General features: G+C 72.0%; 25 protein-coding genes. 16 read left to right on the top strand and 9 right to left on the bottom strand.

Annotated elements, in window-relative coordinates:
• The first annotated feature begins 1 nt into the window (after position 1).
• From AWQ70_RS25120 to AWQ70_RS42095, 9 genes are all read left to right on the top strand, one after another.
• Positions 2 to 358 (top strand): hypothetical protein, encoded by a 357-nt coding sequence (locus AWQ70_RS25120; RefSeq protein WP_067180549.1) that lies wholly within the window; start codon positions 2 to 4, stop codon positions 356 to 358.
• A 122-nt stretch (positions 359 to 480) separates the two neighbouring features.
• Positions 481 to 1,710, top strand: a complete 1,230-nt coding sequence (locus AWQ70_RS25115) for an NADH:flavin oxidoreductase (RefSeq protein WP_067180547.1) — start codon at positions 481 to 483, stop codon at positions 1,708 to 1,710.
• Positions 1,711 to 1,728: 18 nt separating this feature from the next.
• Positions 1,729 to 3,393 carry a steroid-22-oyl-CoA synthetase gene (casI, locus tag AWQ70_RS25110; RefSeq protein WP_067180540.1) on the top strand — a complete coding sequence of 555 codons (1,665 nt, stop codon included), beginning with the start codon at positions 1,729 to 1,731 and terminating at the stop codon, positions 3,391 to 3,393.
• Between the two features lie 37 nt (positions 3,394 to 3,430).
• Positions 3,431 to 4,597: an acyl-CoA dehydrogenase family protein gene (locus AWQ70_RS25105; RefSeq protein WP_067180538.1), complete on the top strand. Its 1,167-nt coding sequence runs from the start codon at positions 3,431 to 3,433 to the stop codon at positions 4,595 to 4,597.
• Entirely contained in the window at positions 4,594 to 5,583 is a 990-nt protein-coding gene (locus AWQ70_RS25100) for a bifunctional MaoC family dehydratase N-terminal/OB-fold nucleic acid binding domain-containing protein (RefSeq protein WP_067180535.1), read from the top strand. Before AWQ70_RS25105 ends, AWQ70_RS25100 begins: the two co-directional genes overlap by 4 nt.
• Positions 5,583 to 6,701, top strand: a complete 1,119-nt coding sequence (locus AWQ70_RS25095; protein WP_067180533.1) for an acyl-CoA dehydrogenase family protein — start codon at positions 5,583 to 5,585, stop codon at positions 6,699 to 6,701. Before AWQ70_RS25100 ends, AWQ70_RS25095 begins: the two co-directional genes overlap by 1 nt.
• Positions 6,698 to 7,156 (top strand): MaoC family dehydratase, encoded by a 459-nt coding sequence (locus AWQ70_RS25090; protein WP_067180531.1) that lies wholly within the window; start codon positions 6,698 to 6,700, stop codon positions 7,154 to 7,156. The genes AWQ70_RS25095 and AWQ70_RS25090 overlap by 4 nt, the downstream gene beginning before the upstream one ends.
• The gene (locus AWQ70_RS25085) at positions 7,153 to 8,337 is read left to right on the top strand and encodes a lipid-transfer protein (protein ID WP_067180529.1); all 1,185 of its coding nucleotides are present in this window, start codon (positions 7,153 to 7,155) and stop codon (positions 8,335 to 8,337) included. The genes AWQ70_RS25090 and AWQ70_RS25085 overlap by 4 nt, the downstream gene beginning before the upstream one ends.
• 17 nt (positions 8,338 to 8,354) lie before the next feature.
• On the top strand, positions 8,355 to 9,194 hold the full coding sequence (locus AWQ70_RS42095; protein ID WP_067180693.1) for a MaoC/PaaZ C-terminal domain-containing protein: 840 nt from the start codon (positions 8,355 to 8,357) through the stop codon (positions 9,192 to 9,194).
• 148 nt (positions 9,195 to 9,342) lie between these two features.
• Here AWQ70_RS42095 and AWQ70_RS25075 read toward each other — a convergent pair whose 3' ends face one another.
• A complete protein-coding gene (locus AWQ70_RS25075; RefSeq protein WP_067180528.1) occupies positions 9,343 to 10,119 on the bottom strand; it encodes an SDR family oxidoreductase in 777 nt (258 codons plus the stop codon).
• Between the two features lie 190 nt (positions 10,120 to 10,309).
• Here AWQ70_RS25075 and AWQ70_RS25070 point away from each other — a divergent pair, with 190 nt between their 5' ends.
• Entirely contained in the window at positions 10,310 to 11,923 is a 1,614-nt protein-coding gene (locus tag AWQ70_RS25070; RefSeq protein WP_067180525.1) for a FadD3 family acyl-CoA ligase, read from the top strand.
• A 113-nt stretch (positions 11,924 to 12,036) separates the two neighbouring features.
• On the opposite strand, the gene AWQ70_RS25065 is transcribed toward AWQ70_RS25070, so the two are convergent.
• Together AWQ70_RS25065 and AWQ70_RS25060 are read right to left on the bottom strand one after the other, a co-directional pair.
• A complete protein-coding gene (locus AWQ70_RS25065) occupies positions 12,037 to 13,191 on the bottom strand; it encodes a sensor histidine kinase (protein ID WP_067180523.1) in 1,155 nt (384 codons plus the stop codon).
• Complete coding sequence (locus tag AWQ70_RS25060; protein ID WP_067180521.1) at positions 13,188 to 13,844, bottom strand: response regulator transcription factor; 657 nt, start codon at positions 13,842 to 13,844, stop codon at positions 13,188 to 13,190. The genes AWQ70_RS25065 and AWQ70_RS25060 overlap by 4 nt, the downstream gene beginning before the upstream one ends.
• Before the next feature lie 168 nt (positions 13,845 to 14,012).
• Between AWQ70_RS25060 and AWQ70_RS25055 the strand changes: the two genes are divergently transcribed.
• Complete coding sequence (locus AWQ70_RS25055; RefSeq protein ID WP_245647141.1) at positions 14,013 to 15,452, top strand: putative glycosyltransferase family protein; 1,440 nt, start codon at positions 14,013 to 14,015, stop codon at positions 15,450 to 15,452.
• Here AWQ70_RS25055 and AWQ70_RS25050 read toward each other — a convergent pair.
• Positions 15,440 to 16,342, bottom strand: coding sequence for an SDR family oxidoreductase (locus AWQ70_RS25050; protein ID WP_067180519.1), 903 nt, complete (start codon positions 16,340 to 16,342; stop codon positions 15,440 to 15,442). The genes AWQ70_RS25055 and AWQ70_RS25050 overlap by 13 nt on opposite strands.
• 107 nt (positions 16,343 to 16,449) lie before the next feature.
• Between AWQ70_RS25050 and AWQ70_RS25045 the strand changes: the two genes are divergently transcribed.
• From AWQ70_RS25045 to AWQ70_RS25030, 4 genes are all read left to right on the top strand, one after another.
• On the top strand, positions 16,450 to 17,196 hold the full coding sequence (locus AWQ70_RS25045) for an enoyl-CoA hydratase family protein (RefSeq protein ID WP_067180517.1): 747 nt from the start codon (positions 16,450 to 16,452) through the stop codon (positions 17,194 to 17,196).
• 87 nt (positions 17,197 to 17,283) lie between these two features.
• Positions 17,284 to 18,156: a CoA transferase subunit A gene (locus AWQ70_RS25040; RefSeq protein ID WP_067180516.1), complete on the top strand. Its 873-nt coding sequence runs from the start codon at positions 17,284 to 17,286 to the stop codon at positions 18,154 to 18,156.
• Complete coding sequence (locus tag AWQ70_RS25035; RefSeq protein ID WP_067180513.1) at positions 18,153 to 18,905, top strand: CoA-transferase subunit beta; 753 nt, start codon at positions 18,153 to 18,155, stop codon at positions 18,903 to 18,905. The genes AWQ70_RS25040 and AWQ70_RS25035 overlap by 4 nt, the downstream gene beginning before the upstream one ends.
• Positions 18,905 to 19,966 (top strand): NAD(P)H-dependent flavin oxidoreductase, encoded by a 1,062-nt coding sequence (locus AWQ70_RS25030; RefSeq protein WP_218004653.1) that lies wholly within the window; start codon positions 18,905 to 18,907, stop codon positions 19,964 to 19,966. The genes AWQ70_RS25035 and AWQ70_RS25030 overlap by 1 nt, the downstream gene beginning before the upstream one ends.
• A gap of 166 nt (positions 19,967 to 20,132) precedes the next feature.
• Here the strand turns inward: AWQ70_RS25030 and AWQ70_RS25025 are convergent, their stop codons facing one another.
• From AWQ70_RS25025 to AWQ70_RS40665, 4 genes are all read right to left on the bottom strand, one after another.
• Positions 20,133 to 21,803 (bottom strand): DUF262 domain-containing protein, encoded by a 1,671-nt coding sequence (locus tag AWQ70_RS25025; RefSeq protein WP_067180510.1) that lies wholly within the window; start codon positions 21,801 to 21,803, stop codon positions 20,133 to 20,135.
• Between the two features lie 8 nt (positions 21,804 to 21,811).
• Positions 21,812 to 22,768, bottom strand: coding sequence for a hypothetical protein (locus tag AWQ70_RS25020; RefSeq protein ID WP_067180507.1), 957 nt, complete (start codon positions 22,766 to 22,768; stop codon positions 21,812 to 21,814).
• The gene (locus AWQ70_RS25015; protein WP_067180504.1) at positions 22,758 to 24,122 is read right to left on the bottom strand and encodes an AAA family ATPase; all 1,365 of its coding nucleotides are present in this window, start codon (positions 24,120 to 24,122) and stop codon (positions 22,758 to 22,760) included. The genes AWQ70_RS25020 and AWQ70_RS25015 overlap by 11 nt, the downstream gene beginning before the upstream one ends.
• A gap of 120 nt (positions 24,123 to 24,242) precedes the next feature.
• The gene (locus AWQ70_RS40665; protein ID WP_067180496.1) at positions 24,243 to 25,034 is read right to left on the bottom strand and encodes an AraC family transcriptional regulator; all 792 of its coding nucleotides are present in this window, start codon (positions 25,032 to 25,034) and stop codon (positions 24,243 to 24,245) included.
• 6 nt (positions 25,035 to 25,040) lie between these two features.
• Here AWQ70_RS40665 and AWQ70_RS25005 point away from each other — a divergent pair, with 6 nt between their 5' ends.
• Positions 25,041 to 25,415 carry a DoxX family protein gene (locus tag AWQ70_RS25005; protein WP_067180490.1) on the top strand — a complete coding sequence of 125 codons (375 nt, stop codon included), beginning with the start codon at positions 25,041 to 25,043 and terminating at the stop codon, positions 25,413 to 25,415.
• A gap of 139 nt (positions 25,416 to 25,554) precedes the next feature.
• Here the strand turns inward: AWQ70_RS25005 and AWQ70_RS25000 are convergent, their stop codons facing one another.
• Positions 25,555 to 26,055: a hypothetical protein gene (locus tag AWQ70_RS25000; protein WP_067180487.1), complete on the bottom strand. Its 501-nt coding sequence runs from the start codon at positions 26,053 to 26,055 to the stop codon at positions 25,555 to 25,557.
• Between the last annotated feature and the right edge of the window lie 10 nt (positions 26,056 to 26,065).

Raw genomic sequence — 26,065 nt, 5'->3', positions numbered from 1 at the left:
AATGCTGACCGAGGAACGGCGTGAGAAGTTCAAGGCGGACGTGGCGGACATGAAGCTGAAGACCGACGGGTCGCGCGGCGACGCGGTGTCGCGCGTCCTCGGCGTGCTCCTGATGCTCGCCGGCGTGATCGGCGGGTTCGTCTCGTACGTCAACTCGCTGGCCCAGGACGACCTGCGCAACGTCGGCTCGTTCCAGGTGCTCGCGACCGCGTTCGCCGCGCTCACCGTGGCCGGCGCGGCGCTGTACCTCGCCGCGGCCGTGGCGCGGGTGCTGCGGTTGTGGCTGCTCCGCCAGCTCCTGGAGGGGCAGGCGCGGGCCGACCAGATCGCGGAGGCGATCGCGGACCGCCGGATCTGACCCCCGCCGCGGCCGCCCCGCGCGGCCTTCCCGTTCAGCGGGATTGCCCGGAGTCGGGGGACCCTCCGCTGGCTAACGTCAGCCGTGCTCCCTGAGACGGAGTCCGGACGGAGGATCCCCCTTTGACTCAGACGACGCCCAGGGCCCATGACGTACCGGACGTGCTCGCTCCGGCGAAGCTCGGTCCGGTGGCCCTGCGCAACCGCATCATCAAGGCCGCCACCTACGAGGGGCTGAGCCGCAAGAGCCTCGTCACCGACGAGCTCATCGACTTCCACGTGCGCCACGCGGCCGGCGGTGTGGGCATGACCACGGTGGCCTACTGCGCGGTCGCGCCCGAGGGGCGGACCGACCCGCGCCAGATCCTGTGGACGCAGGAGGCGCTGCCCGGCCTGCGCAAGCTGACCGAGGCCGTGCACGCCGAGGGCGCGGCGGTCGCCGCCCAGATCGGCCACGCCGGACCGGTCGCCAACCCCAAGGCCAACCGGCTGCCCGCGCTCGCCCCCACCAGGCACTTCCACGCCACCACCACGAGCTTCACCAAAGCGGCGACCCGGGACGACCTGCACCGGATCGTCAAGGCCCACGGCCACGCCGCGTCGATGGCGATCGAGGCCGGCTTCGACGCCGTCGAGATCCACCTCGGGCACAACTACCTCGCCAGCTCGTTCCTCAGCCCCAGGGTCAACCACCGCAAGGACGAGTACGGCGGAAGCCTGGAGAACCGGGCCCGCCTCTCGCGGGACATCTGCCGCGCCGTCCGCGACGCCGTCGGCGACCGCATCGCCATCACCGCCAAGCTCAACATGGACGACGGCGTGCCCGGCGGGTTCTGGCTCGACGAGGCGATCAAGGTCGCCCAGTGGCTGGAGCGGGACGGCTCCCTCGACGCCCTCGAACTCACCGCGGGCAGCTCGCTGCTCAACCCCATGTACCTGTTCAAGGGCGACGCCCCGCTGCGGGAGTTCGCGGCGGTCATGAAGCAGCCGGTGAAGCTCGGCGTCAAGCTGGTCGGCAAGCACTTCCTGCGCGCCTACCCCTACCGGGACGCCTACCTGCTCGACGACGCCCGGCAGATCCGCGCCGCCGTCAAGATGCCGCTCATCCTGCTGGGCGGGATCACGAGCAAGGCGGTCATGGACCAGGCCATGTCCGAGGGCTTCCAGTTCGTCGCGATGGCGCGGGCGCTGCTGCGCGAGCCGGACCTGATCAACCGGATCACGGCCGACGAGAGCGTCCGCTCCCTGTGCATCCACTGCAACAAGTGCATGACCGCGATCTACGGCGGCACGCACTGCGTCCTCACCGGCCCCCTGATCGCGCAGCCGCCGGTGCGGAACACGACGGCCTGAGGAGGAGAACGGAAAACCGTGCGACGAGAGACGATCGCCGACCTGCTGCTCGACCGGGTGGGAGACGACCGCCCGGGCCTGCGCACCCGCGTACGCACCTGGACCTGGGACGAGGTGGTGCGCGAGAGCGCCGCCCGCGCCTCCCTCCTCCGGGAGCTGCGGATCGAGGGCCCCTTCCACGTCGGGGTCCTGCTCGACAACGTGCCCGAGTACATCTTCTGGCTCGGCGCGGCCGCGCTCAGCGGCGCCTCGATCGTCGGCATCAACTCGACCCGTCGGGGGGCGTACCTGGAGCAGGAGGTCAGGCACACCGACCTGCAGCTCGTCGTCACCGACGAGGCCGGGCTGAAGCTGCTCGACGGCCTCGACATCGGCGTGGACCGCGAGCGTTTCCTCCTCGTGGACCGCGAGGAGTACGCGGAGCGGGTGGCCGCGCACGCCTGCGAGCCGGAGCGCGACCCCGGGATCACCGCCGCGACCCGGATGCTGCTGCTGTTCACGTCCGGCACCACCGGCGCGTCCAAGGCCGCGATCTGCTCCCAGGGCCGGCTGGCCGCGCTCGGCTACGCCAACTGTGCCAAGTACGGCGTGGCCAGGGACGACGTCACCTACTGCTGCATGCCGCTGTTCCACGGCAACGCCCTCATGGGGCTGTGGGCGCCGTCGCTGGCCGCGGGCGCGACCGTCGCCCTCGTGCCCAAGTTCTCCGCGTCCGGGTTCCTGCCCGACGTCCGGTTCTACGGCGTCACCTTCTTCACGTACGTGGGCAAGGCGATCGCGTACATCCTGGCCACGCCGGAGCGGCCGGACGACGCGGACAACACGCTCGACCACGCCTTCGGCACCGAGGCGTCGCCCGAGGACCAGGCCGCGTTCCTGCGCCGCTTCGGCTGCCGCCTGATCGAGAGCTACGGGTCGAGCGAGGGCTCGGGCATGATCCAGCTCGCGCCCGACGGGCCGGCGAGCGCGCTCGGGCGGCCCGCTCACGACGGCGTCGTCGTCGTGGACCCGGACACCAGGGAGCGGCGCCCGCGCGCGGTGCTCGACGAGCACGGCCGGGTCCGCAACGCCGAGGAGGCGATCGGCGAGATCGTCAACACCGAGGGCGCGGCCAAGTTCGAGGGCTACTACAAGAACGACGCCGCGAACGCCGAGCGGGTGCGGCACGGCTGGTACTGGACCGGCGACCTCGGCTACATCGACGAGGCGGGCTACATCTACTTCGCCGGGCGCTCCGGCGACTGGATCCGGGTGGACGGGGAGAACATCTCCGCGCTGCTGACCGAGCGCGTCCTGCGCCGCCATCCGAGCGTGGTCGCCGCCGCCGTCTTCGCGGTGCCCGACGCGCGGTCCGGCGACCAGGTGATGGCCGCGATCGAGATCCCCGAGGGCGTGGCCTTCGAGGACCTCGACCTGCCCGCGTTCCTCGCCGGGCAGGCGGACCTCGGGACCAAGGGCGCGCCCCGCTACGTCCGGGTCTCCCACGCGCTCCCGACCACCGGCTCCGGCAAGCTCCGCAAGAAGGAGATGCAGCACGACGGCTGGCGCACCGGGGAATCCGGCGACGCCGTGTACCGCTGGGTCGGCCGCGGCGAGCCGCACTACACCCCGATGACCGGCGAGGACAAGGCCGCGCTGCGCGAGGAGTTCCACGCCAACGGCCGTCAGCGCTTCCTGCCGTAGCCCGGCACGGACCAGAGACCGAGTAGGAGAGCGGAACATGGATCTGCGCGAGACCGCCGCGCAACGACAGCTCCGCATGGAGCTGCGAAGCTACTTCGCGAGCCTCATGCCCGAGGACGAACGCCGCCGCGTCGGCGAGGAGGGCGTCGGAGGCGACCGCTTCCGCGAGGTGGTGAGCCGCTTCGGCACCGACGGCTGGCTCGGCATCGGATGGCCCACCGAGTACGGCGGCCAGGGCCGCTCGATCGAGGAGCAGTACGTCTTCTTCGACGAGGTCCAGCGGGCCGGGCTGCCGTTCCCGTTCGTCACCGTCAACACGGTCGGCCCGACGCTGATGAGCCAGGGGTCGGAGGAGCAGAAGAAGCGCTTCCTGCCCGGCATCCTGTCCGGCGACATCGTCTTCGCGATCGGCTACACCGAGCCGGACGCGGGCACCGACCTCGCGTCCCTGACGACCCGCGCGGTCCGGGACGGCGACGAGTTCGTCATCGACGGCAGCAAGATCTTCACCAGCGGCGCGAACACCGCCGACTACGTGTGGCTGGCCTGCCGCACCGACCCGGACGCGCCCAAGCACAAGGGCATCTCCATCCTGATCGTCCCGACGGACGCGCCCGGGTTCTCGTGGAGCCCGATCCGGACCGTCGGGGGCATGATCGTGACCGCCACGTACTACAGCGGCGTGCGGGTGCCCGCCACCGAGGTCGTCGGCGAGGTGAACGGCGGCTGGCGGCTGATCACCCACCAGCTCAACCACGAGCGGGTCGGCCTGGCCGCGCTCGGCGGCCGCATGATCCAGCTCTGGGAGAACGTCCTCGCCTGGGCCAAGGAGAACGGCGCCATCGAGCTGCCGTGGGTGCAGCGGGACTTCGCCCGCACCTACGCCAAGTTGGAGGCGATGCGGCTGCTCAACTGGAAGATGACCAGCGCGGTCGCCCGTGACGCCCTGTCCGGCGCGGACGCCGGGGCCGCCAAGGCGTACGGTACCGAGACCCACATCGACGTGCAGCGCACGCTGACCGGCATCCTCGGCGCGGCCGGGCGGATCCGTCCCGAGTCGCCCGGCGCGGCGCTCGCCGGGCAGATCGAGCAGCTCTCCCGCCAGGGCATCGTGAACACCTTCGGCGGCGGCGTGAACGAGATCCTGCGGGACATGGTCGCCACCCAGGGGCTCGGCCTCCCACGGCTGGGGCGCGGCGCATGAGCGCGTCGTACGAGGACCGGCTGCTGGCCTTCGTCGGGCGCGAGATCAACCCGCTGAAGCCCGGCCAGGACCCGGTCAACGTGCCGATGATCCGGCACTGGGTCGAGGCCATGGAGGACGACAACCCGATCCACCTGGACGAGGAGGCCGCCCGCGCCACCGGCCGGGACGGCGTCGTCGCGCCCGCGTCCATGGCGCAGGCGTGGGTCATGCGCGGGTACGCGGCCACGATGGCGCCGAAGGACGGCGGCGGCCCCGCCGACGAGCTGTGGGCCCTGCTCGCCGAGGGCGGTTACACCTCCGTGGTGGCGACGGACTCGGAGTTCGAGTTCCACCGCGAGTTGGTGCCCGGCGACCACGTCGGCATGCGGGAGGTCGTCGAGTCGATCTCGCCGGAGAAGTCGACCGGCCTGGGCGCGGGACGCTTCGTGACCACACTGAAGACGTACCAGGACCAGAACGGCGAGGTCGTGGCCACGCAGCGCTGGCGCACCCTGCGGTTCAAGCCCAAGGAGAAGCCCGCCGAGCAGCTCGCCGAGAAGGCCGCCGAGGAGCCCGCCGAGAAGGCCGAGCCGAAGGCGCTGCGGCCGCGACCCGCGATCAACCGGGACAACTCGTTCTGGTTCGAGGCCGCCCGCGAGCACCGGCTGCTGATCCAGCGCTGCGCCTCCTGCGGGACGCTGCGCCACCCGCCCGGCCCCTGCTGCCCCGAGTGCGGCTCGTTCGAGTGGGACACCGTGCGGGCGTCCGGCGACGGGCACGTCTACAGCTTCGTGGTCAACCACCACCCCCGCCACCCGGCGTTCGAGTTCCCGATGATCGTCGCGGTCGTCGAGCTGGCGGAGGGCACCCGGCTGATCACCAACCTGGTCGGCGTCACCCCCGAGGAGGTCGAGATCGACATGCCGGTCGTCCTCGACTGGGTGGACGCGGACCCCGAGTTGTCGCTTCCGGTGTTCCGGCCGGTCGCCCAGGAAGGTCACTGATGGACTTCACCCTTGACGAAGAGCTCGAAGCGATCCGCGACCTGGCGCGGAAGATCTTCACCGACCGCGCCACCACCGAGCGGGTGCGCGAGGTGGAGAGCTCGCCGGAACGCGTGGACGAGAGCCTGTGGACCGAGCTGGCCAAGGCGGGGCTGCTCGGCATCACCGCCCCGGAGGAGGCCGGGGGAGCCGGGCTCGGGCTCGCCGCGCTGTGCGTCCTGCTGGAGGAGCAGGGCCGCGCCGTCGCGCCCGTCCCGCTGTGGCCGGCCTCCGTCGGCGCACTCGCGGTCGCCGCGTACGGCACCGCCGAGCAGCGCGAGAGCCTGCTGCCCGGCGCGGTGGACGGGTCGTCGCGGCTCACCCTGGCGCTGGAGGAGTTCGGCCCGCAGGGTCCCGGCGAGCCGCGCTGCCGCGCGGTGCCCGACGTCGTGCCCGGCGGCGGCTGGCGGCTGACCGGCGTCAAGGCGGTCGTCCCCTCGCCCTTCGGCGCCCGGCACGTCCTGGTCGCCGCCCGCGCCGAGAGCGGCACCGGGCTGTTCCTCGTCGCCGCCGACGCCGACGGCGTCACCTGGGAGCGGGCCGAGACCACGACCCACGACCTGAGCGGCACCATGACCCTGGACGGCGCGCCCGCGCGGGCGGTCGGAGCCCCCGGCTCCGGCGTCCTCGACTGGACGGTCGAACGCGCATCGGTCGCGCTGGCCGCCGTCCAGCTCGGCGTGGCCCAGGGCGCGCTGCGGCTCGCAGCCGGCTACCTCAGCGAGCGCAGGCAGTTCGGCCGGCCCCTCGCCACGTTCCAGGCGGTGCAGCACCAGCTCGCCGACTGCTACATCGACATCGAGGCCATGGGCGTCACCCTGTGGCAGGCCGTCACCTCGCTGGAGGAGGGCGGACCCGCCGCGGCCGCCGTGCTCGTCGCCAAGTGGTGGGCGGACGAGGCCGGGCTGAACGTCGTCCACCGCACCCAGCACGTCCACGGCGGCATCGGCGTGGACGTCGACTACCCGGTGCACCGGTACTTCCTGTGGGGCAAGCAGATCGCCTGCACCCTGGGCGGGGCCGGCGCCGACCTCTCCCGCCTCGGCGCGGAGCTGGCGGCCGGGCCGGTGGCGTCATGACGGCGGCCGCCGGAAAGGCCGCCGCGACGCGGCCGAGCCTCGCCTACGACGCGGTCGCGGTCGGCGACCGGCTCCCCGAGCTGTCGATCCCGCTGACCAGGACCCTGATCGTCGCGACCGCGATCGCGAGCCGCGACTACCAGGACGTGCACCACGATCCCGAGCTGGCGGTCGAGCGCGGGTCCAGGGACGTCTTCATGAACATCCTGACCAGCAACGGCCTGGTCGAACGGTTCGTCACCCGCTGGGCGGGCCCGGCCGCGGTCGTCGCCGCGATCCGGATCCGGCTCGGCGCGCCCAACTATCCCGGCGACACCATGGTGCTGACCGGCGAGGTCACCGCGAAGGACGACGCGGAGCGCCGGGTCGAGGTCTCCGTGCGCGGCGTCAACGCGCTCGGCCCCCACGTGACCGGCACCGTCGTCGTACGGCTCCCGAAGGGAGACAACGCGTGAGCGTCGCAAGCCCCCTCTCCGGCGCCGCGGCGATCGCGGGCATCGGCGCGACCGAGTTCTCCAAGGACTCCGGGCGCAGCGAGCTCCAGCTCGCCTGCGAGGCGGTGCTCGCCGCCGTCGCCGACGCCGGGCTGAAGCCGTCCGACGTGGACGGCCTGGTCACGTTCACCGCCGAGACCAACGGCGAGATCCACGTCGCCCGCAACACCGGCATCGGCGAGCTGAAGTTCTTCTCCCGCATCGGGTACGGCGGCGGCGCCGCCTGCGGCACGCTCCAGCAGGCGGCGATGGCCGTCGCCACCGGCGTCGCCGAGGTCGTCGTCTGCTACCGCGCGTTCAACGAGCGGTCCGGCGAGCGGTACGGCCTCGGCCAGGCGAACCGGCCGATGGACACCAGCGCCGACCGCGCCGCGTACGCGTGGATGACCCCGTTCGGGCTGAGCACCCCGGCGCAGTGGGTCGCGATGTTCGCCCGCCGCTACATGCACGAGTACGGCGCGACCAGCGAGGACTTCGGCCGGGTCGCGGTGGTGGACCGCAAGCACGCGGCCGTCAACCCGGCGGCCTGGTTCTACCAGCGGCCGATCACGCTGGAGGAGCACCAGGCGTCGCGCTGGATCGCCGAGCCGCTGCACCTGCTGGACTGCTGCCAGGAGACCGACGGCGGGCAGGCGCTGGTCGTGGTGTCCGCGGAGCGGGCCCGCGACCTGCCGCACGCCCCCGCGATCATCCGGGCGGCCGCACAGGGCTCGGGCAAGGACCAGCACATGATGACCAGCTACTACCGTCCCTCGATCTCCGGGATCCCCGAGATGGGCCTGGTGGGGCGCCAGCTCTACGCGCAGAGCGGCCTCGGCCCGGACGACATCGACGCGGCGATCCTGTACGACCACTTCACGCCGCTGGTGCTCCCGCAGCTCGAGGAGCTGGGCTTCTGCGCGACGGGAGAGGCCAAGGACTTCATCGCGGACGGGAATCTCGAGCTCGGCGGGCGGCTGCCCTGCAACACCCACGGCGGCCAGCTCGGCGAGGCGTACCTGCACGGCATGAACGGCGTCGCCGAGGCGGTCCGGCTGGTCCGGGGCACGTCGGTGAACCAGCCGGACGACGTGCGCAATGTGATCGTCACGGCGGGCACGGGCGTGCCCACCAGTGGCCTGGTTCTGGGAGTGGACGAGTGATCGGGGGAGAGGCCGGCATGACGGCGGATGTGAGCGGAAACCCGAAGGAGCGGGACGCGGGCGCGTGGGCGGGCCACGACCTGGGCGAGCGCACGGTCGTGTACGACGAGCGGGACGTGATCCTCTACGCGCTCGCCGTCGGCGCGGCGGCCACCGACCTGGACCTGGTCTTCGAGGAACGGCTGCGGGTGCTGCCGACGTTCGCGCTGACGCAGGCCCAGTGGGCCCCGGACGCGCTCGGCTCGCTCGGCGCGTTCGACGTCACGACCGCCGTGCACGGCTCGCAGCGGCTGGTCGTGCGGGCGCCGCTGCCCGCGTCCGGCGAGCTGACGATGCGGGCCCGGGTCGCGGCCGTGTGGGACAAGGGCAGCGCCGCCGTCTTCGACGTCGAGGTGGAGAGCGAGTGCTTCCAGGCCACCTGGTCGCTGTTCGCGCCCGGACGCGGCGGGTTCGGCGGGGAGCGCGGCGCCTCCCGGCCCAAGCCGCGCGAGACGCCCGCCGACCACGAGCTGGAGGTCCGCACCTCGCCCAACCAGGCGGCGCTGTACCGCCTGCTGGGCGACCGGCACCACATGCACATCGACCCCGAGGTGGCGAAGGCGGCCGGGATGCCGAAGCCGTTCATGCACGGCCTGTGCACCCTGGCGGCGGTGACCCTGCCGCTGGCGGCGGCCGTGGGCGCGCATCCCGCCGACCTGGTCGAGCTGGAGGGGCGGTTCGCCTCCCCCGTCTTCCCGGGTGACCGGCTGGACGCGCGGGCCTGGACGGACCGGGACGACCCGGCGGCGGTGCTCTTCGAGACCGCCGCGGACGGACGTACGGCGATCTCCGGTGGCCGGGCCCGGTTCCGCGGTTAGGTCGGGTCCGGCGGACGCCCTGCCGTGCGCGGTGAGCATTCGTCGGACACTCCCTGGCCGTGGCGACCCGCAGGGCCGTCCACCCGGGCGGCCCGCCATGGGCGGCCGCCCGTGGCGTGGCCGGCCGGGCCGCGGTTCGGGGCGCCGGTCAGGGGGTGGCCGGCCGGGCCGCCAGGTAGCGCGCCGGGATCTCGCCGCCCCCGTGCACCGCGATGTCCGCGCCCGTGACGTAGGCCGCCAGGTCGCTGGCCAGGTAGAGGCAGGCGCCCGCCACGTCGGCGGGCACCGCCATCCTGCCCATGGGGATCACCTTCGCGACCGAGGCGCCCTCGTCCGGGCCGTACACCTGCGCGGCGGCCTCGGTGCGGATGAGCCCGGTCGTGATGTGGTTCACCCGCACCTTGGGGGACCATTCGAGCGCCAGCGCGCGGGTCAGCACGAGCAGGCCCGCCTTGGCGGCCGAGTAGGCCGCGGTGCCGGGCTGCGGGTCGTGCGCGGACACGCTGCCGATGTTGATGATCGACCCGCCGGTCTCCTGCTCGCGCATCACCTTGTTGGCCGGCTGCGCCACGTAGAACGGCGCGAGCAGGTTCAGGTCCACGATCCGCTCGACGAAGCGGGGCGAGACCGTGGCGGCGTCCGCGTCCGGCGACCCTCCGGCGTTGTTCACCAGCACGTCGAGCCGTCCGAACTCGGCCACGACCCGCTCCACCAACTCCGCGGCGGCCCCGGCGTCCCGGATGTCGGCCGCGAAGAACCGCGCGGTCCTGCCGTCCGCGGCGGGCAGGACCTCGGGCTCGCCGCGCCCGCACACGGCCACGTCCGCGCCCGCGGCAAGGAATCTCTCCGCGATCACGAATCCGATGCCCTTGGTGCCTCCGGTCACCAGTACGGCACGGCCGCTGAAGTCCACCGTCGCGTTCATCGCGTTCCTCTCATCGACGTCGTTGACCGGTCAATCCGACCTATCGGAGGCTACGGGCGGGAGGCAAGTGGCGGAACGTTCCGTACCGCCCAGCGGGACGGGTCTGGCGGGACGGGGGGGCGGGGCGCGACCATGGTCGTCGCGGCGTCGCACCACCGGAACAGACAGGCGCCCACCGAAGGCAGGAAGCATGATCGAAAACGACGTAGTGACGATTCCGGCCGTCCTGGAGCGGGCCGCGCGTGAACACCCCGGCGTCGAGGCCGTCGTGGACGGCGGCGCGCGGGTGACGTACGCGGAGCTGCGGGACCGGGCGCGCGAGGTGGCGAAGGCGTTCATCGCGCTCGGTGTCGAGCGCGGGGACCGCATCGCGATCTGGGCGCCGAACAGCCTGAGGTGGATCGTGACCGCACTGGGCGCGCTCTCCGCGGGGGCCGTCGTGGTCCCGGTCAACACCCGGTACAAGGGCGACGAGGCGCGGTGGCTGCTGGAGCGGAGCCGGGCCCGGGCGCTCTTCGTCGAGGACGGCTTCCTCGGCTACGGCTACCTGGACATGCTGGGCGTCGTCGGCACGGACGGCGACACGAACGGCGGCACGAACCGCGGCACGGACGGCGGCGTCGCCGGGCTGCCCGGTCTGGCCACGGTGGTCACGTACGACGCCGAGCCCCGGCCCGGCGCGACCTCCTGGGACGCCTTCCTCGCCGGGGCGGCCGGCGTCACCGACGAGCGGGCGACCGAGGTCGCGGGGTCGGTCGAGCCCGGCGACGTCGCGGACATCCTGTTCACCTCGGGCACGACCGGCCGGTCGAAGGGCGCGATGTGCACCCACGAGCAGAACGTCCGCACCTACCGGTCGTGGTGCGGCCGGACCGGCGTGCGGCACGGCGACCGCTACCTGATCGTGAACCCGCTCTTCCACTCGTTCGGCTACAAGGCGGGGGTGTTCGCCTGCCTGCTCCAGGCCGCCACCATGGTGCTTCAGCCGGTCTTCGAGACCGGCGAGACGATGCGCCTGATCGAGACCGAGCGGGTCAGCGTGCTGCCCGGGGCGCCGACCATCTACGTGTCGCTGCTGGACGCCCCGGAGCGGTCCCGGTTCGACCTCTCCTCGCTGCGCCTCGCGGTCACCGGCTCGTCGGTGGTCCCGGTCGCGCTGGTGCAGCGGATGCGGGCCGAGCTGTTCCCCGAGGTCGTCACCGCGTACGGGCTGACCGAGTCGTGCGGCACGGTCACCTCCTGCTCGCTGGACGACGACGACGAGACCGTGGCGAACACGGCGGGCCGCGTCATCGACGGCGTGGAGCTGCGGATCGTGGACGCGGAGGGCCGCGACGTCCCGGCGGGCGAGGACGGCGACGTCATCGTCCGGGGCTACAACGTGATGCTCGGCTACCTCGACGACGCGCAGGCGACCGCCGGCGCCATCAAGGACGGCTGGCTGGTGACCGGGGACCGGGGCCGCGTGGACGAACGCGGCAACCTGACCATCACCGGCCGCTCCAAGGACATGTTCGTGGTCGGCGGCTTCAACGTGTACCCGGCCGAGATCGAGCAGGTGCTCGCCCGGTACGAGGGGGTCGCCGAGGCCGCGGTGATCGGCGTCCCCGACCAGCGGATGGGCGAGGTCGGCCGCGCCTACGTCGTGCCGCGTCCCGGGGCCGAGCTCAGCCCGGAGGCGCTCGTCGAGTACTGCCGGGGCCTGCTCGCGAACTTCAAGGTGCCGCGCGAGGTCGTCGTGGTGGAGGGCCTGCCGAAGAACGCCTCCGGCAAGGTGCAGAAGGCGGAGCTCTCCCGGGCCTGACCCGGTCGCCGGGGCGCCGGTCGCCCCGGTCGTTGACCCGTCCGGTCGTGGTCGCGCCGGCCGCGCTCGGGGAGGCGGACGGCGGCGCGGTCCGGACGGCCGGGGCGGGGGCGTCAGGCGGTCGCCTGCGGCAGCTCGACGGCGATGGTGAGCCCGCCCTCCTCGCGGGGTTCGGCGGTCACGGTGCCGTCGTGCGCCTCGGCGACGACCCGGACGATGGACAGCCCGAGGCCGCTGCCCCGGTCCGAGCGCAGCCGGTCGCCGTGCAGCCGCCGGAACGGCTCGAAGATCGTCTCGATCTCGTACGGCGGCACCGGCAGTCCGGTGTTGGCCACGACCAGCTCCACCCGGTCGGCCCGCCGCCGCGTGGTCACCCACACCTCGCCGCCCGCGTGGTTGTGCCGGACGGCGTTCTCCACCAGGTTCTGCACGAGCCGTTCGACCAGCACCGTCTCACCCGCGGTGGGCGCGGGGTCGAGCAGCCGGTGGACGGTCACCCCCTGCTCCTTCGCCTCGGCGGCGGCCAGGTCGAGCACGTGCTCGGCGACGTCGGCCAGGTCGAAGGGCCGCCGGTCGAGCACCGCCCGCTCGCCCTCGGCCAGGGCGAGCAGGCCGTTGATCAGCCGCTCGTGCCGGGTGTTGACCACCAGCAGCGACTCGCCGAGCCGCTTGACGTCCTCGCTCGCGTCGGGCCGCCGGACCGCCACGTCCACCAGCGTGCGGTTGATGGTGAGCGGCGTGCGCAGCTCGTGGGAGGCGTTGGCGATGAACCGCCGCTGCCCGTCGAACGAGCGGGACAGCCTGGCCAGGACGAGGTCGACGGCGTCGGCGAGCTCCTTGACCTCGTCGTCCGGTCCCCTGTGGGCGACGCGTTCGGTGAGGTCGGGGCTCTGGGCGACGCGCAGCGCGCTCGCCGTGACCGACCTGACGGGGCGCATCGCCCATCCGGCGGCCCGCCAGCCGGCCGCCGTGGCGAGCCCGCCGCCCGCGAGCACCGCGACGCCGCCCCACGTCAGCACGTTCCTGATCGCGTCGGACTGGTAGACGCGCCTGACCTGCGCGACCCGCTGCCCGGCGATGTAGTACTCGTCGGTTCCGGGCCAGATGGTGCGCCCCGCCGCGATGATCTGCCGCGGCTGCCGGAGCCCGTCACGCGGTTCCAGGCTCTGCCGTACGACGAAGGCGAGCGCCGCGACCAGGATGATCCCGGCGAGGACGAAGACCCCGCAGCACGCGAGGGCGAACCGGAGCCGGACGCTGTTCTTCACGGGATCCGATACCCCACCCCGGTGACGGTCTCGATGACCGACGGCTCACCGATCTTGCGGCGCAGCTTCATCATCGTCGTGCGCACCGTGTTCGTGAACGGGTCGATGTGCTCGTCCCACACCTTCTCCAGCAGGGTCTCGGCGGAGACCACCGCCCCTCGGGCGCGCAGCAGCTCGGCCAGCACGCCGAACTCCTTACGGGCGAGCGGCACGTAGCGTCCGTCCCGGAACACCTGCCGGTGCGCCCAGTCCAGGCGGATGCCCGCCCGCTCCAGGATCGGCGGGTCGGCGGCCCGCGTCCGGCGGCCCAGCGCGTGGACCCGGGCCACCAGTTCCTCGAACGCGAACGGCTTGGGCAGGTAGTCGTCGGCGCCGAGGGACAGGCCCGCGACCCGGGAACGCACGTCGCCCGACGCGGTGAGCATGAGGATGCGCACATCCGCGGCCTCGGCCACCACGGCCCGGCACACCTCGTCGCCGTGCAGGCCCGGCAGGTCGCGGTCCAGGATCAGCACGTCGTAGTCGTTGATCCGCACCCGGTCGAGCGCGGCCGCACCGTCGTAGGCGACGTCGACGGCCAGGGCCTCCCCGCGCAGCCCTTCCGCGATCGAGTCGGCGAGCATCCGCTCGTCCTCGGCGACCAGTATCCGCACCGCGCTCTCCTCTGCCATCCGTCATGCCATGCGGTCGAACCGGGCCACCATGCCAGCCACGCCATAACGCGAACGTAACCAGATCAGGTGACGCCGAGTTTATCGATCATTCGCTGGAGTTCTCCCCCTATGCCGGGAACCGCCCGGCCACGGACCGGGGGACCGTCCATGCTCACCTCACCCGGCGACGTCGAGATCGATCCCGTCGCCCCCGGCGGCGCGCGCCGCCGCCTGCGCCGGGCGCTGCGCACCGGCCACGGCCTGTTCGCCGTCGTGATCGCCCTGGCGGCGGCGCTGCGCGCCGTCGTCATGCTCGGCTACACCACCGCCCAGCTCTACTGGTACGACTCGTTCACGTATCTCGACACGGCCGTCCACCTGAAGCCGGGCGGCGCGTTCCATCCGGCGGGTTACTCGCTCTTCCTGCGGCTGCTGTGGCCCTTCCACAGCGTCTCCCTGGTGGCCGCCGTGCAGCACGTCATGGGGCTCGGCATGGGGGTGATGATCTATCTCCTGCTGCGCCGCCGCTCACTGCCCGCCTGGGGCGCGACGCTGGCCGCGCTGCCCGTGCTGTTCGATCCGTCGTTCCTGCGGCTCGAACACGCCGTGCTCTCCGACACCCAGGTCACGTTCCTCGTCATCGCCGCGCTGACGGTCCTCATGTGGCGGGAGAGGCCGTCGGCGCGGTCGGCCGCCGTGGCCGGGGTGCTGCTGGCGGTGGCCGGTCTCACCCGGACGGCCGCGGCGCCGCTGCTCGCCCTGTTCGTGCTCCATCTCGTGGTGCGGCGGGTCGGATGGCGGCCCGTCGTCGCGCTGGCCGTCGCGGGGACGCTGCCGCTCGCCGCCTACGCCGGCTGGTACCGGCAGCACCACGGGCGCTTCGCCCTCAGCGGCTCCGACGGCGTGGCGCTGTGGGCGCGCACGATGACGTTCGCCGACTGCGCGAAGATCAAGCCGCCGGCCGACGTGGCGGTGCTGTGCCCGAACGGCACCGTCGTCGACGCCGCCGGGGAGTACGTGTGGGCCGCGGACGCCTCGCTCAACCGGCTGCCGGGCGACCGCTTCTCCCACAACGACCTGGCCAGGTCCTTCGCGCTGCGGGCCATCGCCGTCCAGCCGCTCGACTACCTGCGCGCGGTCGTCTCCGACGCGTCGCTCGCCTTCGCGTGGACGCCCGTGAGCCACCCGAAGCGGGTCGTCCCGGCGCTGACGCTCCCGGTCGGCTCCTGGCCGCTGCCCTCGTTCCCGCTCATCGACCAGGTCCGGGCGGCGTACGACCCCGCCATCCGCGGGATGGCGTCCGTCGCGCCCTACGACGCGTTCTTCGCGGCATACCGCTACCCGAACGCGCTGCACGGCCCGCTGTTCGGCGTGGTCCTCCTGCTCGGCGGCCTCGGCGCGATCGGGCGGCGGCGTCCGGCGCTGCTGCCGTGGGCCACCGCGATGTTCCTGTTCGTCGGGCCGATCGCCGCGCTCGACTTCGACCACCGCTACATGCTGCCCGCGGTCCCGCTCGCGTGCGTCGCAGCGGCCCTGGGCGCGGCGGGCCTGTGGCACGCGCGCCCGGGCCGCCGCGCGACGGTGCGGCCCGGCCGTCAGGCGCCGTAGACCGGCTCGGGACGGGCGGCCTCCTTCAGCAGCCCGGCGATCTCGGGGCCCAGCTCGGCGGCGTCCCAGCGGGCCCCCTTGTCGGTCGTGGGGCCGTGGCGGAAGCCCTCCATGACGCAGATCTTGCCGCCCTCGACCTCGAAGACGCGGCCGGTCACGTCCGCGGACTGGGGGGAGCCGAGCCAGGCGACCAGAGGGGAGACGTTCTCCGGGGCCATCGCGTCGAAGGCGCCCTCCTCGGGGGCGGCCATCGTGGCGGCGAAGACCTCCTCGGTCATCCGGGTGCGCGCCGCCGGGGCGATGGCGTTGACGGTCACGCCGTACCGGCCGAGCTCGGCGGCGGCGACCAGGGTGAGGCCGACGATGCCGGCCTTCGCGGCGGAGTAGTTGCCCTGGCCCACGCTGCCGAGCAGTCCCGCGCCGGACGAGGTGTTGATCACCCGCGCGTCCGGCCGCCGGCCCGCCTTGGACTCGGCCCGCCAGTGCAGCCCGGCGTGCTTCAGCGGCAGGAAGTGGCCCTTGAGGTGGACGCGCATGACCGCGTCCCACTCCTCCTCCGAGAGGTTGACGAGCATGCGGTCGCGCAGGAACCCGGCGTTGTTGACCAGGACGTCCAGCCGCCCGAAGGTCTCCAGAGCCGTGGCGACCAGGGCCCGCGCCCCGGCGTCCGTCGCGATGTCGGAGGTGTCGGCCACGGCCTCGCAGCCGAGCGCCCGGATCTCCTCGACCACCTGCTGTGCGGGGCCGTCCGAGCCGCCCTCGCCGGAACGGCTCACGCCGAGGTCGTTGACGACGACCTTGGCGCCCTGCCGGGCGAACTCCAGGGCGTGCGCGCGGCCCAGGCCGCGCCCGGCGCCGGTCACGATGACGACGCGGTCCTTGCAGATCATTCTCAGACTCTCCTTGTCAGCGGCGGCTGGGGGCAGGTCGGCCATGTCCAGGCACGGTACCTTCTGCTACGGTCATTTCTAACAAATGTTTGGTGGAAAGGTAGCGTATGGGAATCTCCACCAGGAACCATGGCAACGGCATCACCGAGGTGGTCGTCGACGCGCCCCCCGTCAACGCCCTGACGGTGCGCGGCTGGTTCGACCTCGCCGACGCCGTACGGCAGGCCGGGCGCGAGCCGGAGACCCGCGTCGTCGTGCTGCGTGCCGAGGGCCGCGGCTTCAACGCCGGCGTGGACATCAAGGAGATGCAGGCGACGACCGGGTTCGAGGCGCTGGTGGGCGCCAACCGGGGCTGCTACGCGGCGTTCTCCGCGGTGTACGAGTGCGAGGTGCCGGTCATCGCGGCCGTGCACGGCTTCTGCCTCGGCGGCGGCATCGGCCTCGTCGGCAACGCGGACATCGTGGTCGCCTCCGAGGACGCCTACTTCGGGCTGCCCGAGGTGGACCGCGGCGCGCTCGGCGCTGCCACGCACCTCGCGCGGCTCGTCCCGCAGCACCTGATGCGCGCGATGGTCTACACCTGCCGCAACATCACGGCCGCCGAGCTGCACGCGCACGGCTCGGTGCTCGAAGTGGTGCCGCGCGACCGGCTCAGGGACGCGGCCCTCGAGGTCGCCGCCCAGATCGCCGGCAAGGACCCGTACGTGATCCGCCGGGCCAAGGAGTCGCTGAACGGCATCGACCCGATCGACGTCCACCGCAGCTACCGGTTCGAGCAGGGCTTCACGTTCGAGCTGAACCTCATGGGCGCCGGCGACCGGCACCGCGACAGCTTCGTCTCCGAGGGGGCGTGATGACGGAGCGAACCCGACGCGGTGAGCGGAGTGGTCGGTTGAGGGACGAGGCCGGCCGCGTAGCGAATGAGGAGTGGTGAGTGACCGATGAGCACTGACAAGGTCATGACCGTCGAGGAGATCGTCGGGACGCTGGAGAGCGGCATGACGATCGGGATCGGCGGGTGGGGCTCCCGGCGCAAGCCGATGGCGCTGGTCCGCGCCCTCCACCGCTCGTCCCTCAAGGACCTGACGATCGTGTCGTACGGCGGGGCCGACGTGGGTCTGCTGTGCGCCGCGGGCAAGGTCCGCAAGGTCGTCGCCCCCTTCGTGACGCTCGACTCCGTGCCGCTGGAGCCCCACTTCAGGGCGGCCAGGCAGAGCGGCGCGATCGAGTTCGTCGAGTACGACGAGGGCATGTTCATGTTCGGCCTGCTCGCCGCGGCCCACCGGCTGCCGTTCCTGCCGACGAGGGCCGGGCTCGGTTCGGACGTCACGCGGATCAACCCGGACCTGCGCACGGTGCGCTCGCCGTACGAGGACGGGGAGGAGCTCCTCGCGGTGCCCGCGCTGACGCTCGACGCGGCGCTGATCCACATGGACCGGGCCGACACGCGGGGCAACGGCCAGTACCTCGGCCCCGACCCGTACATGGACGACCTGTTCGCCAAGGCGGCGAGCCGCTGCTACGTGAGCTGCGAGCGGCTGGTGGCCCCCGGCGAGCTGGACGGCCCGCCGCAGACGCTCCTCGTCAGCCGGATGCACACGGCCGGAGTGGTGGAGACCCCGAACGGCGGCCACTTCACCGACTGCGGGCCCGACCGCGCGAGGGACGAGGCGTTCCAGCGGCACTACGCGACGTCCGCGGCCGACCCGCAGGCGTGGGCGGAGTTCACCGAGCGGTTCCTGAGCGGGGACGAGGCGGCCTACCAGGAGGCGGTCCGCCGCTGGCACGAGGAGCAGGAGGGGAAGGCACGATGAGCGCGACCCGTGCGGAGATCTGCGTGGTGGCCTGCGCCGAGGCGTGGCGCGGCGACGGCGAGATCCTGGCCGCGGCCATGGGCACCTGCTCGATCCTGGGCGCCCGGCTGGCCCGGCTCACGTTCGAACCGGGGCTGCTGACCACCGACGGCGGGGCGATGCTCACCGCCGAGCCGGTGCCGTTCGGCGCGCCGTCCGGGCCCGTCGAGGGCTGGATGCCGTTCCGCGACCACCTGTGGCTGGTGCAGAACGGCCGCAGGCACGTGATGATGGGCGCCTCCCAGATCGACCGGTACGGCAACACCAACATCTCGGTCGTCGGCGACTGGGCGCGGCCGAAGTCGCAGCTCCTCGGTGTGCGCGGCGCTCCCGGCAACACCATCTGCAACCCGACGAGCTACTGGATCCCCAAGCACTCCACCCGGGTGTTCGTCCCGAAGGTGGACATGGTGAGCGGCGTCGGCTACGACCGGGCGGCGGAGCTGGGGCCGGAGGCGTCCCGCTTCCACGGCCTGCGCCGGGTCGTGACCGACCTCGGCGTCTTCGACTTCGGCACGCCGGACGGGGCGATGCGGCTCGTCTCCACGCACCCCGGGGTGACCGCCGAGCAGGTCGCCGCCGCCACCGGGTTCGACCTGGTGATCGACGGCGACGTGCCGGAGACCCGGCAGCCCACGGACGAGGAGCTGCGGCTGATCCGCGAGGTTCTCGACCCGAGGAGCCTGCGTGACCGGGAGGTCCGGGCGTGATCGAGCAGGTCCTGGACACCCCGCTGACCCGGCTCACCGGGGTCCGCCACCCCGTCGTGCAGACCGGGATGGGCTGGGTGGCGGGCCCGCGGCTGGTGTCGGCGGTGGCGAACGCGGGCGGCCTCGGCATCCTCGCCTCGGCCACCATGACGCTCGACCAGCTCTCCTCGGCCATCGACGAGGTGCGCTCGCGCACCGACGCGCCCTTCGGCGTGAACCTGCGCGCCGACGCGTCGGACGCGGGGGACCGCATCGACCTGTTGATCAGGAACCGGGTGAAGGTCGCCTCGTTCGCGCTCGCCCCGCGCCAGGAGCTGATCGCCAAGCTCAAGGACGCCGGGATCGTGGTGATCCCGTCCGTCGGGGCGCGGCGGCACGCGGAGAAGGTGGCCGCGTGGGGCGCCGACGCCGTCCTGGTCCAGGGCGGCGAGGGCGGCGGCCACACCGGAGCGGTCGCCACCACGCTGCTGCTGCCCCAGGTCGTGGACGCGGTCGACATCCCGGTGATCGCCGCCGGGGGCTTCTTCGACGGGCGCGGCCTGGCCGCCGCCCTCGCGTACGGCGCGGCCGGCGTGGCGATGGGCACCCGGTTCCTGCTCACCAAGGACAGTTCCGTCCCGGACGCGGTCAAGCAGACCTACCTCGGCACGTCGGAGACCGTCGTCACCCGCCAGGTGGACGGCATGCCGCACCGGGTGCTGCGCACGCCGCTGGTGAACGCGCTGGAGCGGGCGGGCCGGGTGACCGGGCTGGCCCGCGCGGTGCGCAACGCGGCGCGGTTCCGCCGCATCTCCGGCATGTCGTGGCCGGGGATGATCCGCGACGGGCTGGCCATGAAACACGGCAAGGAGCTCACCTGGTCCCAGGTCCTGATGGCGGCAAACACCCCCATGCTGCTCAAGGCGGCCATGGTGGACGGCCGCCCCGACCTCGGCGTGATGGCCTCCGGCCAGGTGGTGGCGCTCATCGACGACCTGCCCTCGTGCGAGGAGCTGATCGACGGGATCGTCACCCAGGCCGCCGACGTGCTGCGCGTTCTCGGATCCAACCTGGCCCACTGATCCCGGCCCCCTGACGGGGTCCCGGCCGGGTCGGCCCGGCGCTCTGTCCAGCGCTCGGTCCGGCATCTGAGCCGGCCGGGCACACGAAGGCCGGTACACCCGTCCTCCCTCGGGCGTACCGGCCCTCGTCCCGGCGGCATGTCCGTGGACCGCTCACTGTCCTCTCTCAATCCGTGTCGATGTCGGCCTCACCGATCAGCTCGTCCGCGTGCCGCATGCCGATGTGGGCCATGAAGGCCCGTTCGCGCGCCGCGAGTTCGGCGGACCGAGACGTGATGAAGCCCTCGTCGTCTCCGGCGCACAGGCGGCGGAAGGCATCCGCGGGTATTCCGTGGCTCGCCAGGACGTCGTCGCGGACCCCGGGAGCCATGTCGATCAAGGACTGCTTGAGAGAGATTCCGGGAGGAGACGACATGATCAGCCGGTTGGCGGGGCTGGAGATCGCGACGACCCCCCGCTTGGTCACGACGTGCCGATATGTGTCGACATGGGAACGGCTGAGCGACTCCATAGGGCTGAACGCGGAACCGTCGGGGTTCAGCCGCTCCGGGAACTCCCTCAGCTCCCAGAGGATGAAGGAGCGGACTCTGGCGCTGCGCATGTCGAAGCGTCCGGGGAAGGGGCGCGCGGTCAGATCCTTGAGATGGAGCGAGCCGCGTCCTTGTGCGAACTCCTTCATCTCCTGGAGCGACCGTCTCACCTGAGCGGTGTTCGCACCCGCGAAACGCCCCGCCCACGACGTGCTCCAGAACCAGCGGTGCAGCAGTTCGAGTTGCCGGGCATCCGGGCTTTCGCAGAAGTGGAAGAACGCCGTAAGGAGGACGATCTGCAGATCGTACGGAACCAGTCGCGCCTGGGGCACACCCACGTCTTCCTGGAGGAACCGCACCGCCCTGCCCAGGGCGGTGTCCGTGTTCTCGACGGACGTGAGGATGACGCCCTCGGCGCGCTCGGCCAGCGCCTCCCAGCGGGTGTCCTGGATGTTGTCCTCACCGGATACGGCGAGGACGGCGCGAAATACGGTGAGCGAGGGGATCTCGCCGAATCCGGAGGCGGCGACCCGCTCCCGGATCGCGCCGATCCGGTCGGCCAGGCTCTCCGGGCCGGGCGTCGCGTAGGTGAGAGCGGAGACCAGCCGGTCGATCGACATCGGCCGGCCGCTGCCGTCGAGCCGGGAGAAGACCTCGACGGCCTGGCTGAGAGAGCCGCCCGAGAGCCGGACCACCGCGACCTTGTACGACTTGATGCGTTGCGCGACCTGCTCGGCTTCCTCGACGAGTGAGGCGACGTCCGCCGCGGACGCCCGCCCCGACAACTCGCGCGCGTAGCCGAGGAAGTCCATGGTGCGCAGGGTCGAACGCATCGGGAGGTACGCGGGAGGCGGAGCGTCCGCGGACTTCCAGTGGCGATATCGGTTCGACCGGGGCGCGTCTCCGTCGAGGGCCCCGAGTCCGCGATAGATCCACCACATCCAGTCCCGCTGTTCGCTCGAACGTGGCGCGTCCGCCGGTCGTCTGAGGCAGCCGTAGAGAGTGGAGAGCCGTTGATGGCCGTCCAGGACATAGGCCACCGGACTCCCCGGCCGGGCCGAGGGGATCTTCAGTCCGGCGATCTCGTCCAGGCTGGCCAGATCTCGGTCCGTCTCCCAAATGAGCAGGCTTCCCATGGGGTATCCGCGCTCGATGCTGTCGAACAGGTCGAGCATCTGCTCCGGTCGCCAGACGAAGGGCCGCTGGAACCTGGGAATGCGAAGCTCACCTCTCGCGATCCTGGCGAGCAGGTCCTCCAGCAGGTGAATCTCGGGCGTTACGGTGATTTCTTCGATTTCATCGAGCATGGGAACCTCTAGATGATGTCGCGCAGCATCGCGATGAGCTCGCGCAGCTCCGGCAGGACGCCCTCACCGAGGCCGGCGAAGTCGGATGGGGTGAGGCGTCCCGCGTTCGCCGCCCGATGCAGGAGCTCGGTGAGATTGGAGCCGAATCCTTCCCGGAGGCCGTCCATGACACGATCGGGGAGGTCGTCGTACAGCCCGGCATGCAGGTCGGAGATCTTCCGACGCCCGCCGTTCGCCGGGGGGAAACCCTTCTTCATGTCGAAGTGGCCGCGCTGGGTGCGGGAAAGTGATTTCAGCGCGTCGAGTCTCTTCGACGACTCGCGGTGCGGCCGGATCCCGCCCAGGACCTTGTTGGGGACGTAGTTCTCCGCTTCACGCAACTCCAGTACGTGGACCCGCGCGCCTTGGGAACGCAGTTCGTCGGCCAGTTTGTGGCAGCCGGTCACCTGGCCGGGAGCCAGCCGGTCACTGTCCAGCAGCAGGGCCACGCGGGGTGTTCGCCGGAAGCGGGCGAGGCAGTCCGCCGTCTGCTGGGCCGCGCGGTGCTTGCCGCCGCCGTGCCGGAGATCGAGAAACCCTCTCTCGATGGCGGCGCGGACATCGTCCCCGTCCAGGACCCGGGTGATCGCGAGAACGAAACAACGGTCTGAGACGACGTCCTCGACGACAAGCGCCGCGGGCTGACGGAGATCGTGTACGTCCTCCGAGATCGTGGAGGTGGTGATCACGTGAACAGGGCGGACGTCGACGGCCCATGCTCCGGCGGCACCCGCCTTCATCGCCATCTCCGCGCCCACACGTGCCTGAGTCGGCAGGTGCGTGCGGAAGAACTCCGCGGCCTGATCCACCGCCATCGGCTTGATCACCCAGTCGTGACGCCCCTGGCTGAAGAAGAGGAGCAACTCCCAGACGTGCCGGACGTGTTCGTCGTTTCGTAACACCTCCGTGTCGATCTCAACTCGCATCGGCTTCCGATCTGCCGAACTGCGCGGAGGCCAGGGCGCGGGTCTCCTCGAAATCCTCCGCGAAGACGCCGCGTGGCCAGTAGTCCAGGTTGCCCAGGGAGTCGATCCGAATCCGGCGCGCGTTCGCCGCGCCGTCGGTGTTCTCCACGAAGTAGACGGCGACGTCCTCGTGGTCCACCGCTCCCTCCGCGATCCGTCGTCTGAGCCGGAGCAGGAAGGTCTCGCTGTGCGTCTCGATGAGGAAGCGCACCTGTGATTCCCCGATCGCGCCGAGGAACAGGTCGGCCAGCAGCGCGTGCGCGGAGGGATGGAGGTGGAGCTCGGGTTCCTCGATGATCTCCAGCGTCGGCCGCCGTGGCGGGGTCACCGCGTCCACCGCGCGCTGCGTGAGGATGGGCAGGAGTTGTGTCACGCCGGCGCCGGCGTCGGCCAGGTTCACCTCGAGGCCGCTGTTCCCGGTGGAGCGGAGGACCGCCGTGTAGACCCCCTGGTCATGGTCCCGGACGGCGAGTTTCCAGCCGGGCAGGTTGGCGGCGAGATACTCGTTGATCTTGGATGTCAGCGCGCCCCCGCGCCGGAGCGAGTCGTGGGCCAGGATGTCCATGGTGAGCTCGCCTCCCGATCCGACCACCGACGACGCGCGCGAGCGCAGCCGATGCACCCGTCGGGGGCGTTGCCGGAAGGGCCCCAGGTAGCGGATGTCGTCGAACTCGGCGCGGATGACCGCCATTGCGGCCACCAGGCCGTGCAGGTCGGGCTCGTCGCTGCAGGCGACGGCCTGCCGGTCGGGGCCGTCGTGGACCAGTTCGAGGTCGTCGTCGTACCGGACGGCCGGAAGGAGACCTCGGAAGGGGAGCGTGGCGACGGCAGGTCCCTGTGCGTCCGCCATGCCCGGGACGACGTAACTGTAGCCGTCGGCCGGGTCACGCAGGCCGGGCTCCTCCTGCTGGTCCAGCCAGTCCAGCCACTCGACGTCCGTCGACTCGGAACCGGCGCTGAGGATCAGGCGGCTGACCACCTGCACTCCCCACTCGTCGACGTTCTGGATCTCGGCGCTCAGGCTGTGGGGCGCGGCGCCCACGCGCTCGAAGTCCAGTCGCAACCGCACATTGCCGTGTGGGCTGCCGCCGTGGACCAGGTTGAGGAAGTCCGGAGCCGACTCCCCCAACTGGTCGAGATCGAGGGGGAGCGGTGAGTCCGTCCGGATCCCCGTCTGGAACACGAGGGGAGCGCGGACGAGTGCGCTCTTTCCGGAGTTGTTCTTTCCGAGGATCACGGTGATCGGCCGGAGCTCGACCTCCTGTGTTCCGGGAAAGCAGCGGTAGTTTCCCACGGAGAAACGCGCCAAGGGCATGGCGCCAACCCTAGTGCGGATCTTGGTCTCGGACCGGCCGCTCCCGCCACCGGTTGGCGATGTTTTCTCTCCGGGTGGCACGTGCCACCCGGAGAGGGAGCTGAGGCGCGGCCTGAACGACTAAGGATGTGACGACGACCGGAGCCGGTCACGGACGGGTCTGTCGATCACTGCGGGTCGCAGGGAGGCGGGCGTGCGCCCGATGAGGCCGCGCGCCGTACGGGTGAGATGGGCTTGGTCGGCGAAGCCCGCGGTGGCGGCGGCCATGGCCGCGGTGGTACCCGGGAGCTCGGCGATCGCGGCGCGAAGCCGTGCCCATTGGCGGAGGCGGATGAGCGGGACGCCCACGGTCTGCCGGACGAGGGCGCGTAGCCGTGGGGCCGACAGCCCGACCTCGGCGGCGACGGAGGTGACGGAGAGGTCCGGCTCGGGGTGGCCGGACAGCCGGATGGCGTGAGCCACTCTCGGGTCGAGCGGGGGCGGAGCCTGGGTGAGAGCGCGTAGCTCGAGGTATCCGGCGGCCAGGTCCGCGGCGGTGCCGGGTCCGCCCTCGTCGGCGGCGCCGAGCGCGGCGATGAGGCGGCGGACCTCGGTGGCGTCGAGCCGGGTCGGCTCCTGGTCGGAGGGCAGCAGCCAGGAGTCGACGAACAAGGCGATGTAGGGCGAGGTCGCCACACATGTGTGGGCGAGCTGGGGCGGGACGATCAATCCGGCTGCCGTGATCACGGGCTGTCCCGGTCGGAGGAGTTCGGCGTGGCCGCCGATCGGCAACACGACCTTCCACGCGGGCAGCCGGTGACGGGTGACGCCGAACGCACGTGACTCGGCGAACATCGTCGCCTCGGGGCCGGAGGCGTAGACGATGCGGCGATCGTTTTGTTCAAGCGCCCAGGCACGGAATGACTGAACCATCGCTCCATGAACACTATCGGGGCAATCGCTTTGGCGGTCTTCCTCATCGTGACGGGCGTCGCGCACTTCGTGGTCCCTGGATACTTCCGAACGCTGGTTCCCGCGTGGCTGGGCCGGGCCGGTCTGCTCGTGGCCGCCACGGGAGCGGCGGAGATCGTCGTGGGCGCGCTGGTGCTGCTCCCGGCCGTCCGGTCGGCCGGGAGCTGGGCTGCCGCCGCCCTCATCACCGGCTATCTGGTGTCCCATGTGGACGCGCTGTGCCGAGCGCGGGCGGACCGGCCCAGGATGCTGGAGCGACCCGTCGGCGCGCTGGCGCGGCTCGTGGTCAATGTTCTGTACATCGCCTGGGCGGTCGCGGTGGCCCGGTATACGGCCGCCTGACATGGGTCCAGGAAGGGTTTCGTCGCGTCGGAGGACATCGCCTGCGCCCGGCGGCCGGGGTGCGGTGAGCGGGGCGGGCCCGGGCGGACGGCGAGGGCGGCGCGGCGGCGCCGGCCCTCGCGCTCGTCCGGGAAGGGCGTCAGTACCAGGAGCTGATCGTGAAGCTGCCGTCGCAGTCGCCAGTGGTGCGGATATCGCACGTGGCGATGATGTAGTAGTAGTTGCCCCCGCCGGTCCGGTTGACCGCACGCCTGTTGACGATCTGGCCGTCGTGCAGGGAGTATTCGCCGGTGGGGCCGTAGGCTGGCCAGAACTGGCAGGTGACCTCGCGAGAACCGGAGCCGGCGCGGATCACCGCGAAGTCGAGGTGGGCCGTACCCCACCGGTTGGTGTTCTGGCCGTAGACGCCGACCTGGCCGCCGTTCGGGACCCACACCCTGCCCGTGCTCCTCCTGGTGCCCTCGGGCGAGCTGTTGAAGACGATCGTGCTCTTGTTCCGGAGGGTCTTCCCGCCCGGGGCCTGAGGGGCGATCGCGCATCCGGCGGCAGCGGCGGGCGAGGCGCTCACCACCCCTGCGGCGAGAATGGCCGCCGTCGCCGCGAACGCCGCGAGAACCCTGCTGCTCCGCATCCCGATCATGGATTGCTCC

Origin of the sequence: Microtetraspora niveoalba (assembly GCF_001570405.1) — a bacterium.
Lineage (GTDB): Bacteria > Actinomycetota > Actinomycetes > Streptosporangiales > Streptosporangiaceae > Microtetraspora > Microtetraspora niveoalba.
Note: the sequence above shows the minus strand (reverse complement) of the source record. Positions and strands in the feature narration are given on the sequence as shown.